This is a genomic window from Salmonella sp. SA15303 (genome assembly GCF_029962125.1).
GTDB classification, from domain to species: domain Bacteria; phylum Pseudomonadota; class Gammaproteobacteria; order Enterobacterales; family Enterobacteriaceae; genus Salmonella; species Salmonella enterica.
Window position 1 is genome coordinate 3,367,955 of the sequence record NZ_CP123924.1, and the last position, 16,352, is coordinate 3,384,306.

General features: G+C 52.3%; 12 protein-coding genes, 1 tRNA gene and 2 pseudogenes. 7 read left to right on the plus strand and 8 right to left on the minus strand.

The genetic code is table 11. The features are described from left to right. Positions 1 to 29 precede the first annotated feature (29 nt). Positions 30 to 1,073 carry a glutamine--fructose-6-phosphate aminotransferase gene (locus tag QEN31_RS16615; protein WP_010988979.1) on the plus strand — a complete coding sequence of 348 codons (1,044 nt, stop codon included), beginning with the start codon at positions 30 to 32 and terminating at the stop codon, positions 1,071 to 1,073. 66 nt (positions 1,074 to 1,139) lie between these two features. Beyond that, entirely contained in the window at positions 1,140 to 2,126 is a 987-nt protein-coding gene (locus QEN31_RS16620; protein ID WP_000109360.1) for an SIS domain-containing protein, read from the plus strand. 127 nt (positions 2,127 to 2,253) lie between these two features. Here QEN31_RS16620 and QEN31_RS16625 read toward each other — a convergent pair whose 3' ends face one another. Together QEN31_RS16625 and QEN31_RS16630 are read right to left on the minus strand one after the other, a co-directional pair. Continuing rightward, positions 2,254 to 4,983 (minus strand): sigma 54-interacting transcriptional regulator, encoded by a 2,730-nt coding sequence (locus QEN31_RS16625; RefSeq protein ID WP_001031460.1) that lies wholly within the window; start codon positions 4,981 to 4,983, stop codon positions 2,254 to 2,256. 166 nt (positions 4,984 to 5,149) lie between these two features. Further along, positions 5,150 to 7,120 (minus strand): autotransporter domain-containing esterase, encoded by a 1,971-nt coding sequence (locus QEN31_RS16630; RefSeq protein WP_000192437.1) that lies wholly within the window; start codon positions 7,118 to 7,120, stop codon positions 5,150 to 5,152. 310 nt (positions 7,121 to 7,430) lie between these two features. Here QEN31_RS16630 and QEN31_RS16635 point away from each other — a divergent pair, with 310 nt between their 5' ends. Then, positions 7,431 to 8,678 carry a mechanosensitive ion channel family protein gene (locus QEN31_RS16635; RefSeq protein ID WP_001156978.1) on the plus strand — a complete coding sequence of 416 codons (1,248 nt, stop codon included), beginning with the start codon at positions 7,431 to 7,433 and terminating at the stop codon, positions 8,676 to 8,678. A gap of 41 nt (positions 8,679 to 8,719) precedes the next feature. Here the strand turns inward: QEN31_RS16635 and pheP are convergent, their stop codons facing one another. Next, the gene (pheP, locus tag QEN31_RS16640) at positions 8,720 to 10,114 is read right to left on the minus strand and encodes a phenylalanine transporter (protein WP_000786288.1); all 1,395 of its coding nucleotides are present in this window, start codon (positions 10,112 to 10,114) and stop codon (positions 8,720 to 8,722) included. A 325-nt stretch (positions 10,115 to 10,439) separates the two neighbouring features. Between pheP and QEN31_RS16645 the strand changes: the two genes are divergently transcribed. Continuing rightward, on the plus strand, positions 10,440 to 11,615 hold the full coding sequence (locus tag QEN31_RS16645) for a DnaJ family molecular chaperone (RefSeq protein ID WP_001033457.1): 1,176 nt from the start codon (positions 10,440 to 10,442) through the stop codon (positions 11,613 to 11,615). A 78-nt stretch (positions 11,616 to 11,693) separates the two neighbouring features. Here the strand turns inward: QEN31_RS16645 and rclC are convergent, their stop codons facing one another. The 3 genes from rclC to rclA form a co-directional block, all read right to left on the minus strand. Further along, entirely contained in the window at positions 11,694 to 12,254 is a 561-nt protein-coding gene (gene rclC, locus QEN31_RS16650; RefSeq protein ID WP_000362180.1) for a reactive chlorine resistance membrane protein RclC, read from the minus strand. 12 nt (positions 12,255 to 12,266) lie between these two features. Further along, entirely contained in the window at positions 12,267 to 12,503 is a 237-nt protein-coding gene (gene rclB, locus QEN31_RS16655) for a reactive chlorine resistance periplasmic protein RclB (protein WP_000922170.1), read from the minus strand. Between the two features lie 156 nt (positions 12,504 to 12,659). After that, positions 12,660 to 13,985 carry a reactive chlorine resistance oxidoreductase RclA gene (rclA, locus tag QEN31_RS16660; protein ID WP_000195929.1) on the minus strand — a complete coding sequence of 442 codons (1,326 nt, stop codon included), beginning with the start codon at positions 13,983 to 13,985 and terminating at the stop codon, positions 12,660 to 12,662. 215 nt (positions 13,986 to 14,200) lie between these two features. Here rclA and rclR point away from each other — a divergent pair, with 215 nt between their 5' ends. Continuing rightward, complete coding sequence (gene rclR, locus QEN31_RS16665; RefSeq protein ID WP_000339633.1) at positions 14,201 to 15,055, plus strand: reactive chlorine-specific transcriptional regulator RclR; 855 nt, start codon at positions 14,201 to 14,203, stop codon at positions 15,053 to 15,055. 50 nt (positions 15,056 to 15,105) lie between these two features. On the opposite strand, the pseudogene QEN31_RS16670 reads toward rclR, so the two are convergent. After that, positions 15,106 to 15,345, minus strand: a pseudogene (locus tag QEN31_RS16670) (efflux RND transporter permease subunit); the annotation flags it as partial. A 3-nt stretch (positions 15,346 to 15,348) separates the two neighbouring features. Here QEN31_RS16670 and QEN31_RS16675 point away from each other — a divergent pair. Both QEN31_RS16675 and QEN31_RS16680 read left to right on the plus strand, forming a co-directional pair. Next, positions 15,349 to 15,723, plus strand: a pseudogene (locus QEN31_RS16675) (ATP-binding protein); the annotation flags it as partial. A gap of 199 nt (positions 15,724 to 15,922) precedes the next feature. Then, entirely contained in the window at positions 15,923 to 16,093 is a 171-nt protein-coding gene (locus tag QEN31_RS16680; RefSeq protein WP_001683811.1) for a hypothetical protein, read from the plus strand. 163 nt (positions 16,094 to 16,256) lie between these two features. Here the strand turns inward: QEN31_RS16680 and QEN31_RS16685 are convergent. Then, a tRNA-OTHER gene (locus tag QEN31_RS16685) sits at positions 16,257 to 16,350 on the minus strand. Positions 16,351 to 16,352: the final 2 nt, after the last annotated feature.

Genomic DNA, 16,352 nt, shown 5'->3' on the forward strand with positions numbered 1-16,352 from the left:
GAGGTAACACTATGCAAGTAGAAGACTATATGAACGAGACGCCCCTTCGCCTGCTGGAGATGCTGACGCAGACGCGGGAAGATCTCTGGCGCGCGGCGCAGGCGCTAACGGAACGCGGCGTCACCCGCATTATTCTGACAGGCTCCGGCACGTCATACCACGGCGCGCTGACCGCTCGCACGTTTATGCAGCGCTGGTGCGCATTACCAGTGGATGTCTGCTGGCCGTTTATGCTTGACGACGAGACGCTTGCCCGCAGCGGCAAGGCGCTGGTTGTCGGCATCTCCCAGGGCGGCGGCAGCCTCTCAACGCTGGCGGCGATGGAGCGCGCCCGCAATGTTGGTCATATCACCGCCTCAATGGCTGGCGTGGCGCCTGCGACTATCGACCGGGCGGCGGATTATATCCTTACCGTTCCCTGCGGCGAAGAAACCGCTGGCGCGAAAACAAAAGGCTATCACTGCACGGTTCTCAATTTGATGCTGCTGGCGCTCGCCGTCGCCGGGCAGCAACAGCGGCTGGACGGCGAACAGCGCCGGTCACTGCTGCTGCGGATGGAAAAGACCTTTAACCACCTGCCCGCGCTGGTTACCGCCTCGCAAGCGTGGGCGCAAACCAATGCGCTGGCGCTGCGCGATAGCGCAGATATTCGTCTGACCGGCCCGGCAACGCTGTTCGGTACGGTGCAGGAGGGTGCGCTCAAGATGCTGGAGACGTTGCGCTGTCCGGTGTCGGGCTACGAATTCGAGGAGTTTATTCACGGTATTTACAATGCCTTTAATGCGCAATCCGCACTCATTATGCTCGACCCGCAGCCTGACGCGCGTCAGGATCGGCTGGCGCAAATACTCGGTGAGTGGACGCCGTCTATTTACCGCATCGGCCCGCAGGTAGAAAATAATGGTCTGAATCTGAATTTCCCGTTTGTCAATGATGAGGACTTTGCCGTCTTTGAATATATCATTCCGCTACAAATGCTATGTGCGATATTACCCCCGCAAAAAGGCATTAATCCGGCGATACCCAAAGATCCGCAATTCCATCAAAAAATGAAAAGTAAGCAAGAAATTTAATTTTTATTAATGCTCGTTATTATCCGCGCTGTTGCGGAGGACGCGCTACACGCTAAGGAGATAAATATGTCTGTTGCTCATGAAAATGCCCGCCGTATTATTAGCGATATTTTAGGTAAACAAAACATTGAACGCGTCTGGTTTGTCGGCTGCGGCGGTTCATTAACCGGCTTCTGGCCAGGAAAATACTTTCTGGACTGTGAAGCGTCAAAACTGGCTGTCGGTTATATCACCAGTAATGAATTTGTCCACGCCACACCAAAAGCATTAGGAAAAAATAGCGTCGTTATTCTCGCCTCGCAGCAGGGCAATACGGCGGAAACCGTCGCAGCCGCCCGCGTGGCGCGTGAAAAAGGAGCGGCGACCATCGGTCTGGTTTACCAACCTGACACGCCGTTGTGCGAATACAGCGACTACATCATTGAATATCAGTGGGCGCGTTATCCGGAAACGGTCGACCCTGCACAACAAAAAGCCGCATACAGCCTGTGGCTGGCGCTGGAAATTCTCGCCCAAACAGAGGGCTATGCGCAATACGATGAGTTAGTCAGCGCATTTGGGCGCTTTAGCGACGTTGTTCACGGCGCCCAACGGCAGGTACAAGAAGATGCTCAGCGTTTCGCCGCCGAATGGAAGGATGAGAAGGTGGTCTATATGATGGGCAGCGGCCCCTCTTTCGGCGCCGCGCATCAGGAGTCTATCTGTATTCTGCTGGAAATGCAGTGGATCAACTCCGCCAGCATACATAGCGGAGAGTATTTCCACGGACCGTTCGAAATCACCGAGCCGGGCACGCCGTTTATATTGCTGCAAAGCAGTGGTCGCACTCGCCCGCTGGACGATCGTGCGATTCGCTTTATTGAACGCTATCAGGGAAAACTGCAGTTGATCGATGCGGATAAACTCGGCATTCAGGATCTATCCACCGACGTTGGCGAATACTTCTGCGGTCTGTTGCACAACTGTGTGCTGGACGTTTATAACCTCGCTCTGGCGACAGCCCGTAATCACCCACTGACCACCCGCCGGTATATGTGGAAAGTTGAATATTAATAGTTATGCCGGATGGCGGCTTCGCTTTATCCAGCCTACAAAGCGATCTGTAGGCCTGATAAGCGTAGCGCCATCAGGTCTTTCTTCTGCGGGGCGCTAGCGCCCCTTTTTCCCTGAACTACCGCAGCTACCAGTGAAAATCCTCTATCCGTAATTCGAAAATATCGTGGATATAGCCAATTTCCGCTACCGGCAGCGCCACGTTATAAAGAATTTTCAACCGCTGAAATGAATGATTTACCATCGCGATAAATTCACCATGCCGCTCGTTAAATTCCGTCATGTTTTTATAGTGGGTAATTTCATTGCGCATGACCAGTCGCTCAATCATACAGCTCAAATGAACATATAAACTAATAATCAAATTATTATTAAAGCTGAAGCCCAGCGTACTTTGCCATTCGGCAATAATCGTTTCGATATGCCCTATCGTCTTATTGGCATTGAGAATGGTCAGCGAATTAACCACATTATGCAACGAAAATTCGCGAACCATATTTTTATTAATTAACGCAATTTGTTTATCGTTAAGATAACCGCTTAATAACTGACTTAAATGCGCATACCCCTGCTCGCCAAGCAGCTCTTCAATCCCCACCCAGGGAACGCCCGCCAGCTGCGGGTCAATGGTGCCGACAACCGCAATCACTTCATACTGATTCAGCAACGAGGCCGCCATCCGGCTGTTTTTCAGGCGAGTATATTCACAGGCGATAATATTAATATCAAAGTCGGTCAACTGACTTTTTTCCATCAAATTTTTAAATTTAAACGCCGTCCCGATGCCGGTAATACAGGTCACCAGCAGCGCGCGCGCTTTTTTCTGCGCGGGCCAGAAGACATCCCAGCGCGACTGATTTAACGGGACGATCTCTTCGGCGATCTGTTCGATGTTTTTTTGCAGCGCGATCTCGCTGGCCACGTTCAGCGCCAGACGCGTCGTAACGTTATCGACCACCACCAGCGGGCCATGAATTACGCTCAAAAGCGCATCGGCGATCTCTTTGGTGTATCCCATATCGATCAGCACCATGACGCCTGCGCGGGTATCCGTATGCTGGAGATAATCGACAATGGCCCGGCTGACATCGCTAAACGCGACCTCCATCGGCATATCCATCGCATGATAAATCTTTTCGCCAATCAGACGGTTCGCCACGCCTGCAATGCTGCTGGCGGTCGAATAACCATGCGCGATGATCAGCGCTTTTACCTTACCGCCGCTGGTGGCGTCAATGGCATTACTGACGATGGCCGCCACGACCAGTCTGTCGAGCGTGTCGATTAACAAATCATATTTATTATTTACCACGTCCAGCAGTTTTTGCGCCACACGCTGCGCCAGCCCCGGCGCCTCCTCCAGCCAGCGCAGCATCACATGACGAACCGATGGCGACGCCTCCACCGGCGTTAACGGCAGGCTGGTAAGGTAACGTCCAGTGAGATAAGCGAATTCCGCATTCAGTTCGAGATCGTAATGTGCAGCGATCGCTTTCCCGACATCTTCGATAAAACGCAGCCGCTTGTCCTGACGAGCGCGAGGGCTCTCTTTATTCATTAAGGCATCGAGATATAACGTAAGGTTTTGATAGACCAGCTTGTCAAACGTCCGTGCGGAAATATTCTCCTGCGCCAGCTCTTCGCACAGGCCGCAAATGTTTTCCGTCAACCGTAAATATTCCTGATGCTGACCGGAAACTCGCGGAAAAACGCCACCTTCGCGATAAATCATGATGCGTTCCGCCGTCTGCGGAACGGTAAAGGGCACCTCCATCAGCAGACGATCCGGCAGTTGCCCGGCTTTTACTTCCAGTACCCCATCGTCACGCTGGCCGAAAGTCCAGGCGCTGGCGCAAATATTACGAATGAGATTTTCCAGGCCGCCGACATTCCCTTCCAGGGTCTCCTGCATCAGTTGGCTGATAATTTCACTATCCAGCGACAAATCGTGATGAAGACGCTGCGCCTCGCGACGAAAAAAATGGTGAATAAACGCCAGCCGCTCATACTGTCCGCGTTCGGCGATAGGCAGAATTTTGACAATGACCGGTATCCGGCGAATAAATGTCGCCAGAAAGTGCTTTTCCAGATCTTCGGTAGAGGCGAATATCAGACGTACCGTGGCGCTGCGTTCATCGCTGCTTTCGCCTAAGCGACGCCAGGTGCCGTTATCCATAAAATGGAACAGTTTTTCCTGCCCTTCCGGCGGAAGACGGTGCACTTCATCGATAAACAATACGCCGCCATTACTGGTCTCAATTAACCCGGATACCGCTCTGTCTGCGCCGGTAAACGCACCTTTGGCATGACCAAATAATTTTGACGTCAGCAATTCCGGGTTATTAGCGTATTCGGCGCAGTTAAACACGGTAAAGGGCGCCTCCGGGGGCAAAATGCCCTGCTCGATGGCGTACTGCCAAAGCTGACGCGCCAAAAAACTTTTTCCTGTCCCCGTCGGGCCGCGCAGCAGCAAAGGCAAGCCCGCGCCGGGATAACTGATCGCCGCCTTACACTGACGCAGGGACTCCTGCAAGCTGCCCTGTGCGCCAATGAGCAGCTCCAGACTGTCCTGCCGCTCCGCGCACAGCGCCTGAATGGACGCGTAATCCCCCTGCCGAACCGCCAGCCGGTGGTGACGACGTAGCGCCTCGACGGGCAGGAACAGCACCGGGCGGCTATTCACTTTGACCACCCGCTGCTCACGATGCAAGTTATTAAGATGGTGACTAATAATGCTGCGTTTTTGCCTGAGACTGTCGGCAATCGCCATTGCGCTAAACGCGCCTAACGCGTCAGCTGTTAGTGAACATCCGGCTAGCCGTAGCTCCAACTGACGAAATATGGACTCTTTATTCATACCTGCGCCCCGCCAAAAACGTAAACTCCGCTTATACGATAATTTACAAACGACGTCACAGGCTTCACCCACATTTTTGAAAATACTTACTTTTTATAAAACTTACCGTTGCGCTTTCGGCTCATCGTGTCACGAACGAACGGGGTTGGCCCTCCCTGGCGTGTCATCAAAATCGGGCGCTAAACCCAACGTTATAACGGGTTTGATTGCCATCGCTTAACCCTGCCGTTTGCGACAGCCCGGCGAAAGCGGACACCGTTGCCGACAGCGGAAAATCTGCGCCAATCGCGATATCAACCCAGTTTTTATCCTGCGTTTTTCCGTCGCGGCTAAACGTCAGCGCGGTCGATTTAAGGCCGCCGTTCGCCACATACGTATCATCGCCAAACTGACGGCGATAATTAATCTGCGCCCAGGAGTGAATGATGCTGTGGCGAAGATCCAGACGCCAACCCGCGCTACCCACCTGCGAATGGGCGTTTTGGTCACCAAAACGCATTGATGTACTGGTATTGAGCTTCTCGCTATAACCATTAACGTGGCTGTAATCCCATGCATATTGCAGCATCGGTCCGGTCGTTAACCACGGCACCATGACAAAATCATAACCGCTGGTTAACCTCGCGCCCCACAGCCGACCGTTGGTTTCGCCCTCTTCCACCCGTCTTAGCGCACCGAGCGTTATACTGCGCTGAATGTTACTGAATTTAGCGGACAGAAAGTGTAAATCGCTATCCAGCCACGCCTGACCGGCGCGTAAATGGCTGAATACGGCGGCCTGAAAACCGCGGGCATCATAACGATAATTATCGTCAGGATGTTGCTTATCCAGAGAACCGGCTATCAGCCCTCCCAGCAGAACCTGCTCGTTAAGCTGATAATCGACGCCAACCGTCAGATTATTATGATTACCGTTCCCGTCGGCCTCATTATTATCATAACGTTGATATCCCCCGCTGTATCCGCCGAACATGCCCAGCGAACCAACAGGATTTTCCCCCTGGCGAAGCTGCTGATAACGGCTGTCAAGCGTGGTACGACTGCCTTGCGCCATCGACTGAACGCTTTGGTTCAGGTATGTCGCCTGTACCGGCGCGGCAATGATCGACTGAATATATTGCGCAATAATGGTATGGACCTGCGGACCGGGATGTAAATGATCGGCAAACAGATAGTCCTGCGACGCATTAAATCCAGGCATTGCCGAGGAGCACGCCGAAGCGGATACGCCAGGCGGGCAGGCCATACCTACGGTATTTGTCAGACCAAACGCCTGCGGGTTGGCAAGAATTTCCTTAAAGAGGCCGTTGATATCGGCACGGGCTATATTGCCGCCGTGTTGCTCCAGCCCCTTCTCTTCCATCTGATTATAATAATCGGTCAGAGCTGACGCCTGCCCTGCCGCCGCTTCATAGCCCGCCAGCAGTTGTTCAACGAGCAGTTGCTGAATAAATGGATTGCTGCTTACCGTTGCAGCCGCCGCCAGCAGCGCCTTGCGGATCGCCTGTTGCCGACTGGCGAAATCGGGCGTAGCGCCCTCCGCCAGCGCATCTAACGCCGCTTTTAGCGCCGGGGGCGCCGCTGCGCCCAGCCCAGCGGTGATTACCGCCTCCAGAAGCATTGGCGTCGCACTAATATCCGGTACGTTTGGCACCACGACCAGCCCGGCGCCGGCATCCAGTAACAGCCCTACCTGCGCCGCCGCGCTAGTGGCGCTATTACCGGCTATTTGCTGTGCCATGGTTGGTTGCGCGATGGCCGCCGCCAGATCGTTTCCGCCGACCCAGTGAATATACAAACCGTTGTGGTCGGCTTTTCCCCCCGTTTTGGCAAGCCACTGCCGTACCTGATCCGCGGTATTATCCTGCGGGTTTAATTCCGGGGTCGCCGTCGCGCCGCCGGCGGCATAATTAGAGCCGCCATTGCTGGAAGGGCTTAATTCCAGCCCATATCGTTCGGCCAACTGTTCGTCGTAGAGCTTATTTTGACCACTATCCCAGGTCCAGCGACCGTTATTACCGGTATCGCTAAGGCTATCGCCAATCACCGTAAGAGAGTCAAACGCACAGGCAGATAATGGCGCGGCCAGCGCCAGCGAGAGTATGCCGTATTTTAGCAGGGTACGCTTTTGGGTCATCCGATGTTCCTTAATGTTATTGTTGATAGGTACGACGGTGCTAATCATTATCCGACAGAGATATTGCAATCGTTTTAAACATTCTGGTTAAAAAGTTTTCATTCATTGTTGACGGACTGGCGCCTGTTCAAAAAGAGGGAACCGCGTAAAATAACGACGTTTACAGGGCGCAGGATAAAATATAGCGTATGGATAACCCCAGAGGCGCTTTTACCCGTCTGTTGCTGATTATGCCTGAAGCGCAGGCGTCCTGATTTGCATAAATGCCATTCAGCAGTCATCATAGGCTGCTGTTTATAAAGGAGAGATTATGCAGGAATTGATATCCCGGGTAGAAGATTTAGCGGGAATTGAAATGAATCACACCACGTCGCTGGTGGTGATATTTGGTATTATTTTTCTGACAGCAGTTGTCGTGCATATTATTTTGCACTGGATAGTACTGCGCGCTTTCGAAAAACGTGCCAGCGCCAGTTCCCGCCTGTGGCTGCAAATTATTACCCAGAATAAATTATTCCATCGTCTGGCTTTTACGCTGCAAGGCATCATTGTCAATATTCAGGCCGCGCTCTGGCTACAAAAAGGCAGTGAGGCTGCGGATATCCTGACGACCTGCGCGCAGTTATGGATTATGACCTACGCCCTGCTGTCGTTATTTTCCTTGCTGGACGTGATTTTCAATCTATCGCAAAAATGGCCCGCCGCCTCTCAGTTACCGCTAAAAGGAATATTTCAGGGTATTAAGCTCATCGGCGCAATTATCGTCGGCATTCTGATGATCTCACTGCTGATTGGCCAGTCACCAGCAATTTTAATCAGCGGGCTGGGCGCGATGGCCGCGGTATTAATGCTGGTCTTTAAAGACCCGATTCTTGGCCTGGTTGCCGGTATCCAGCTTTCCGCCAACGATATGCTCAAACTGGGCGACTGGCTGGAAATGCCGAAATATGGCGCAGATGGCGCGGTCATTGATATTGGCTTAACCACGGTAAAAGTACGCAACTGGGATAATACCATCACCACCATTCCCACCTGGTCGCTGGTTTCCGACTCATTCAAAAACTGGAGCGGCATGTCTGCGTCCGGCGGACGCCGGATTAAACGCAGCATTAATATTGACGCGACCAGTATCCATTTTCTGGATGATGATGAAAAACAGCGGCTGTTAACCGCGCAACTGTTAAAGCCGTACCTTACCAGCCGTCATCAGGAAATCGATGAATGGAATAAACAACTGGATGCGCCGGAATCAGCCTTAAATCACCGCCGCATGACCAATATCGGGACATTTCGCGCCTATCTGAACGAATATTTACGCCACCATCCGCGCATCCGTAAAGACATGACGCTGATGGTACGCCAACTGGCGCCTGACGATCATGGTTTGCCGATAGAGATCTACGCCTTTACCAATACCGTCGTGTGGCTGGAATATGAGAGCATTCAGGCCGATATTTTCGACCATATTTTTGCCGTGGTGGAAGAGTTTGGCTTGCGTATTCATCAGACGCCGACCGGCAGCGATATTCGCGCGCTGTCAGGGACATTGCGGCATTAATGGATTGCCCGATCGCATGAACATGGGATCGGGCAAAAAAGTTAATGAGCCTTACGGCGCAAAACGGTAAACGCGATAAACAGGAATACAATCCATACCGGCAGCAAAATCGCCGACAATCGCATATCGTCCATCGTACACATTAACACCAGAATCAGCGCCAGAAACGCAATGCACAAATAGTTTCCGGCGGGATAGAACAGCGCCTTAAATTGCGTCTCGCGCCCTTTACGACGCATCGCCGCGCGAAAACGTAAATGCGCGAGACAGATCATTATCCAGTTTAGCAATAGCGTCGCGACAACCAGCGCCATCAACAGGCTAAACGCTTTTTGCGGCAACAGATAGTTGATCAGCACCACCAGCGAGGTAATCGCTCCGGAAAGTATCAGCGAGTTCACCGGTACGCCGCGATGGCTGACGCGGGTTAAAAATTTCGGCGCATTGCCTTGTACGGACAGGCCGAACAGCATTCGGCTATTCGAATAAACGCCGCTGTTATACACCGAAAGCGACGCGACCAGAATAACGAAATTCAGCGCCGAAGCCACCACATTACTGTCCAGGTTATGGAAGATCATCACAAAAGGGCTGCTATTGGATTTCACCTCTACCCACGGATAGAGCGCCAGCAACACCACCAGCGAACCGATGTAGAACAGCAAAATACGGTATACCACCTGATTCACCGCTTTCGGAATGCTTTTTTGTGGATCGCGCGCTTCCGCCGCAGTAATGCCGATCAGCTCCAGTCCGCCAAAAGAAAACATAATCACCGCCAGCGACAGAAGCAAACCATGCCAACCGGTAGCGAAGAAACCGTTATAACGCCAGAGGTTATCAATGCTGGCATGTTCGCCGCCGTGGCCGGAGAACAGCAGCCACAGACCAAAACCTATCATGCCGATAATCGCCAGCACTTTAATCAGCGCGAACCAGAATTCCGTTTCGCCATACAGACGAACGTTCACCAGATTCACGGCATTAATGATAATAAAAAACGCCGCCGCCCATACCCATGTTGGTACGTCAGGCAGCCAGTACTGCATATAGATGCCCGCCGCGGTCAGCTCCGCCATCCCGACCAGCACAAACATGACCCAATAGTTCCAGCCCGACAAAAAGCCCGCAAACGGCCCCCAATATTTCCAGGCGAAGTGGGCAAACGATCCGGAAACCGGCTCTTCCACGACCATTTCACCCAACTGGCGCATAATGAGAAAAGCGATAATCCCGGCAACGCCATAGCCCAACAAAACAGCCGGCCCCGCCATTTGAATCGCCGGGCCGATGCCCAGAAACAGTCCGGTGCCAATGGCGCCGCCCAGGGCGATTAGCTGAATATGGCGGTTTTGCAACCCCCGTTGAAGCGTCGGTTCATTCTTCGACGCGGCATCCGACACGCTGGCGCCGGATGCAGTTGACGCGTTTTTCACGTCCTACCCCTGTATCGTTTTTATTGAGGGGCACCTTTTAACATTTCGCTCTCGCTGCCGCAAGGCGCAATCGTTTGTCAAGGCTCAACTCCGGACGTTAACGTTATCGTGTAAAAAAAGATGTCGTGGGGAGTAAAAAGAAAAGAGTGCGCGCCGATATAGAACGTTACGGGTGACAGACGCCGGGTATAAAATATGTGAATAACTCTGGACGAAAAGTACGACACCCTACAGAATACATTTAGTATTTTTTCAGTATTTTCAAAAAGGTGAATCAGACCTGGTATCTGTTATCCGTTTTTGAGCCACGCCAGGCATCAACGTCATGAATAAGATCATCAAACGTTTAGAGATCATCAAAAGCGCCATCGAACTTGAGGACGAAGAGATTATCCGTCAGCAGCTCATCTACCTGAAAAATGAGCCGCAGGATGCCGTAATCAGCGCGATTGCCCAGGCGATTGAAGCTCGTCGATTCAGTGACGCCATGCAAGAGATCGCCGCCTGGCTACAGGCTCAACGGGCGCTCTCGACGTGGCAAGATCCCTCTATTGCCGCCAGTAAACTGGAGCTGAAAGCGCTTGAAGCCCAACTTCGCGATCTGATTGACAAACGAAATGCGCGGGTACAAATCCTCGACGATTTCAACGACCTCTATCATCTGCGTCTCGGGCCGTTGATGAGCCGTATTCTGGAGTTGCGTAAACAGCTCGCGGTGAGTATGCAGCGTAAGCAAGAAGCCGAAATAAAACGCCGGGAAAAGGATTATCAATCCTGCCTGCAATTTATTTCCCAGGCCGTGGATCAACTGGCAACGCTAAAACAGCAGTGGACAGGATTGAATGCCGCCTCGCGCGAAGCGGTGGGCATCCGTCAGCGAATCCAGCAGCAGACGGAGTTAATCACCGCGTTGCTGGCGGAAATTCGCGAGCTGGAAGCGGATTTTTCCCATCAGGACGACAGCGCATTCCGCCAGGCGCAGGAAAATGCGGAACAGGACTATCACCAGTATCGGGAGCAGCAGCAGGAAGCGCAATTCCGCTACGCCCGCGATCAACGTTTGTCGGCAGACGAACGCAGTGAATTAAAACGTTTGTGGCGTCAGGCCAGCCGCCTGTGTCACCCGGATGTGGTCGCCGATGAATTAAAAGAAAAAGCGCACCAGATGATGGTACAGCTTAATCAGGCGCGGCAGAATGCCGATCTGGCGGCAATTCGCGCGTTACTGACACAGTTGCAAAGCGGTCTGGAACCGATGATGGCAAGCGACAGGCTCAATAACCTGGAACATCTGCGCCATAAAATACGCCAGCTCCGCACGCAAATCGACGCGCTGTTGAAAGAGATAACGCAACTGGAAACGGAAAATGCCTGGCGGCTCGCCTCTTCCGTTGCGGATAAGGAAGCCTATTTCTCCGAGCAGGAACGGGCGCTAACCGAAATTCGCAATACGCTGGAGGCGCAGGTTCAACAGGTGGAACAGGAACTTCTGTCAGGGTAGTCCATCATTCATCAACACATTGTCGGATGGCGCAAGCGCCACCCGACGAATCGCGGCATAAAGAGGGTAAGAGGGTCGCTACTGTCGCTGTAAAAGTAACGAACGGGCGGAGTCCGCCATGATCATCACCGCACCTGCCAGCATTAACGTATCTTTTAATACCAGCCGCCCGGCGCCCGATAAATACGGAAAACCATAATGCGCATCGCCCAGCGGCATAACCCAGACCTCCGGCGTGGTGATTAAAAACGACAGCGTGACAAATGGCGTCAGGAATGCCAGCACGCCGCCCGCCAGCCCTAACCAACGGCTGACAGGGTTAGCCAGTACCAGCGCCGCGATAATCAATTCCACCACGCCCAGACCATCCGAAAACGCATACGTATTATTGGCGGTTTGCCAGGCGCGTTCCTCCGGTTTTAGTTCGCCCTCATGAGTCAGATGCTGACGATATTCTTCCGGATGTTCATAGAAAAAAGACATAAACGGGCTGTTCGCCACAAACGGGGTAATACTGTCTGCCTCATAGGGCACAAATTTTAGTAGTCCAATCCAGATAAAAACGATGGCGATACTCAGGCGAATTAATGTTAACCCCAGCCGATCCCCCTGACTTAACAGACGAAGATATTTATCCATCTCAGACTCTCCTTATTTATATAATATCGCAGTGGCGTAACCCGTATTATCAATACGCATTGACGTAATTTTCCATGACGACGCCTGTTTACTTTGCGCCAGTCTGGCAATAGCATCTTCAAGCATTGACGGCGTTGCTGACACCGCAGAAACGCTGATATATTCAACGTCGGTTAGCGGCTGGGCGGAAGCGGAAAACGCCAGCGGCGCAGCCAATAATGAAGCAATAAGTGTGGTAACTTTTAACATCGAGATTTCCAGTCGTGGGTTATTTCAATGGTGTTATAATACGTTATGCCTGACTAAAGCCTTTTCTTTCAGACGCCAGCATATTTGTCCTGGCGTATTTTTATGGTCTGACAGGCAAAAAAAAGCCCTGATTAACAGGGCTATATTATTTATGTTTTACTTAATGAGAGAGAAGAGATCGTTTAAAGACTCACTCATTGTAGGATGGGTAAATATCTGGTCGCGTAACACCGTATAAGGTAAATCTGCATCCATAACGGTTTTAACGATATTAATCATTTCATGAGAATCGACGCATAACAATGACACCCCTACAATACGCTGCGTATTCACGTCCACTACCGCTTTTAGTACGCCACGAGTATCGTTCATAACACGGGCGCGAGGGATCGCCGCCACCGGTAATGTCACCACCTGCACCGTTGCGCCGCTTGCCCGCGCTTGTTCTTCCGTCAGCCCGACACGAGAGAGCGGCGGCGTCATAAAGACGGAATACGGAACATTCTGGCGATCGCGGGTACTGCGTTTGCCATCTCCCAATAACCCGTCGCGTACAATACGAAAATCATCCAGTGAAATATAGGTAAACTGCAACCCACCGGTAACGTCGCCCATCGCCCAGATATTGTCCGCCGTGGTACGCAGGTAATCATCCACGATAATCCCGCCGCGTTCGTTCACCGCCACGCCGGCGTTCTGCAACTGTAAGCCAGCCGTCGCCGGTTTTCGCCCCGACGCCACCAGCAGGGCATCCACAAGATGCGCGCCTTCCGGCGTTTCTACTTGTACCGCGCCCTCCTTTGAGGATACGGCCTGTACGTTGGCGTTTAAAATCAGCTCGACGCCCTTTTCCTGTAAAATACGGGTAATTGCCTGCGCGATATCCCGATCTTCACGAGGCAGGAATTGCGGCGCTGCTTCAAAGATAGTGACCTTCGTACCAAAGTTGGCGAACATTGAGGCAAATTCAAGGCCAATATAACCACCGCCTAAAATCCCCAGCCGCGCCGGACGCTGGCTCAGGCTGAGTAGCCCGGTGCTATCGAACACCCCTGCCGTCGTTGTTAAGCCCGTAATAGCCGGGATCACCGACTCTGCGCCAGTATTAATAAAGATCTTTTCTCCCCGTAACACCCGCTCGCCGTCCGCCTGAAATACCCGTAAGGTATGGTTATCAATAAACTCCGCCCTTCCCTCAATCACATCGACATTGTCCAGGTCGGCAAGATTATGAAAATTTTTGTCGCGTAAAAAATTTACGACCGCCGCTTTACGTTGCATGGCGACAGAAAAATCGCCCTCACGTTCCGCATCATGCACCAGCGTTTTCGTTGGAATACAGCCAATGTTGATGCAGGTTCCGCCGAACATACTGGCGGACTGTTCGATAATCGCCACGCGCCATCCCGTCTTCGCCAGAGTTGCCGCCAACGTTTTTCCTGCCTTGCCAAAACCAATAATGAGCGCCTGATACTGTGTCATCTTCTTTCTCCGCCAAATCACCATCTGTTTGTCAGGACAAGTATAAATAACGTCAAAAAAGACAGGGTTATCCGCAACGCGCCATTTTTTGTCTTATCGTCTAAATTGGTGGTTAGCAAAAACAAGGGTAGAAATGACATTGAGTCCGAAATATAGTGAACAGATACAGAAATGGTTATCTCTAGTTTTGAAAATAAATCTGTTCTGGAGTCTATATGGATGCGCTTAGTCGGCTATTGACGCTTAACGCCCCTCAGGGCTCAATCGACAAGAATTGCCCGTTAGGCGGCGACTGGCAGTTGCCGCACGCCGCTGGCGAACTATCGGTGATTCGCTGGCATACCGTTACGCAGGGCGAAGCGCAACTGGAAATGCCTACCGGCGACGCCATGACGCTTACGCCGGGAAAGGTGGTGATTCTGCCGCAAAACTCCGCCCACCGTTTGCGCCAGTCTGGCGAATCACCGACACATATCGTCTGCGGTAGTCTACGTCTGCACACGACGTCACGTTATTTCCTTACCGCGTTGCCGGAAGTGTTATGTCTTGCCCCGCCGCCGCATAGCCCCGCCAGTATCTGGATTAACGCCACCATTTTGCTGTTACAGCAGGAGTCAGAACGCCATTTACCTGGCGCTGATGTCTTATACAGTCAGCAGTGCGCCACGCTGTTTACCCTCGCCGTTCGCGACTGGCTATCGCAGGCTGGCACGGCGAAAAGCGTGCTCAATTTATTACTGCATCCCCGGCTGGGCCGCGTGATCCTTCACATGCTGGAAACACCGGCGCATCCCTGGACGGTCGAAACGCTGGCGCAACGGGTACACATGTCGCGGGCGAGCTTCGCCCAGCTATTTCGCGACGTGTCCGCTACAACGCCCTTAGCCGTGTTAACAACGCTGCGCCTGCAAATCGCCGCCCAGACCCTGTCGCGTGAAGTGCTGCCGGTGATGGTGATTGCCGAGTCGGTAGGTTATGCGAGCGAATCTTCTTTTCACAAAGCTTTTGTCCGTGAATTCGGTTGTACACCAGGCGAGTACCGCAAACGGGTCAGCGCGCTCGGACGATAAACGTACGCTGAACCCGCCTGCAGTTTGACGCCGCAGGCGGGGTGCACACGTTATGCCGCAAGGCGACGATGCCTGCGCAGCCACATCAGCTTGTAGGCTGCCGGAATGATGAACAGCGACAGCAATGGCGCGGTAATACGGCTCATCACCTCAGAACCCGCGCCGGTCCCCCATAAAACAGGTAGCAGACCGGCGATAATCACCGCTACCGTCATGGCTTTTGGCCGCACCCGGAGCACCGCCCCGTGGTAAAGCGCCTCATCGAGTTTTTCTGCCGAAAAGGTGTTGGGAGCTTGCGCTTTGAAGGCCGCGCCTGCTGAATCACCGGCGATCCCATCATGCTGCGCAGAGCGATCAGTAATTTACTCTCTAATACGATGCGCTATACGCCGCCGGGTAAAACCATTACTCTTCGGATAAAAGAAGCGGACGACCAGATACATATTATTGTTGAAAACCCCGGTACGCCAATCGCGCCGGAACATTTGCCGCTCCTTTTCGATCGTTTTTATCGCGTTGATCCCTCCCGCCAGCGTAAAGGGGAAGGCAGCGGTATAGGCCTGGCAATTGTAAAATCCATCGTCACTGCGCACCGGGGAAAAATTTCTGTCACCTCCGATACACGCGCTACTCGTTTTATTTTGACATTCCCCAAACACCTCCGTTGAACTGTAGCGATAGTGAAAGGCGCTATCACTAGCCAGCAAAATAATCTGATATAATCGTCATTATCCCGTCACGCGCCAGGCCCAACAACTGTTTTATTATTTCTCTTATTAACCCACACCGGAGAAATAAGATGAATAAGTTTACATCCCTTTTAGCTGTCGTTTTTTTATTTCAGCTGGCGTAAACACCGCAGAGAAAATGGAATCCCGCCAATTATCCGCCACAGCACATGAGATGATGAATAACGGTGACGCCTTCGCGCATCAGCAAATGGCTCAGACACAGAAACCCAGCGCCCCGGCTACTGTGGAAAATGCGACATCCTTTTCTGAAATGGACGACTATGAAAAAGCAATGGTCATCCATTAATCGATGAATAATGCCCATTCTTTCTCCCACGAGATCCAGGCTGAGGAGCACCATAAACAGATTAAACGCAATTAGTTATTTGCATATTAGCGTCACGTACTGCGGATGGCGCAACGTCGCCGCCGCAGAAGCTTACGGATTAACGTAATTTTGAGAGGTTAAATGGCGCGCCGTGCAGGATTCGAACCTGCGACCCACGGCTTAGATGTTCCTGGAACTACCTGAGCTAACAACAAGTTATCCCATTACTACGGCGCTC

Coding starts and splice junctions, on each gene's coding strand:
- QEN31_RS16615 (WP_010988979.1), top strand. CDS start 30: ATGAACGAGACGCCCCTTCGCCTGCTGGAGATGCTGACGCAGACGCGG.
- QEN31_RS16620 (WP_000109360.1), top strand. CDS start 1,140: ATGTCTGTTGCTCATGAAAATGCCCGCCGTATTATTAGCGATATTTTA.
- QEN31_RS16625 (WP_001031460.1), bottom strand. CDS start 4,983: ATGAATAAAGAGTCCATATTTCGTCAGTTGGAGCTACGGCTAGCCGGA.
- QEN31_RS16630 (WP_000192437.1), bottom strand. CDS start 7,120: ATGACCCAAAAGCGTACCCTGCTAAAATACGGCATACTCTCGCTGGCG.
- QEN31_RS16635 (WP_001156978.1), top strand. CDS start 7,431: ATGCAGGAATTGATATCCCGGGTAGAAGATTTAGCGGGAATTGAAATG.
- QEN31_RS16645 (WP_001033457.1), top strand. CDS start 10,440: ATGAATAAGATCATCAAACGTTTAGAGATCATCAAAAGCGCCATCGAA.
- rclC (WP_000362180.1), bottom strand. CDS start 12,254: ATGGATAAATATCTTCGTCTGTTAAGTCAGGGGGATCGGCTGGGGTTA.
- rclB (WP_000922170.1), bottom strand. CDS start 12,503: ATGTTAAAAGTTACCACACTTATTGCTTCATTATTGGCTGCGCCGCTG.
- rclA (WP_000195929.1), bottom strand. CDS start 13,985: ATGACACAGTATCAGGCGCTCATTATTGGTTTTGGCAAGGCAGGAAAA.
- rclR (WP_000339633.1), top strand. CDS start 14,201: ATGGATGCGCTTAGTCGGCTATTGACGCTTAACGCCCCTCAGGGCTCA.
- QEN31_RS16680 (WP_001683811.1), top strand. CDS start 15,923: ATGGAATCCCGCCAATTATCCGCCACAGCACATGAGATGATGAATAAC.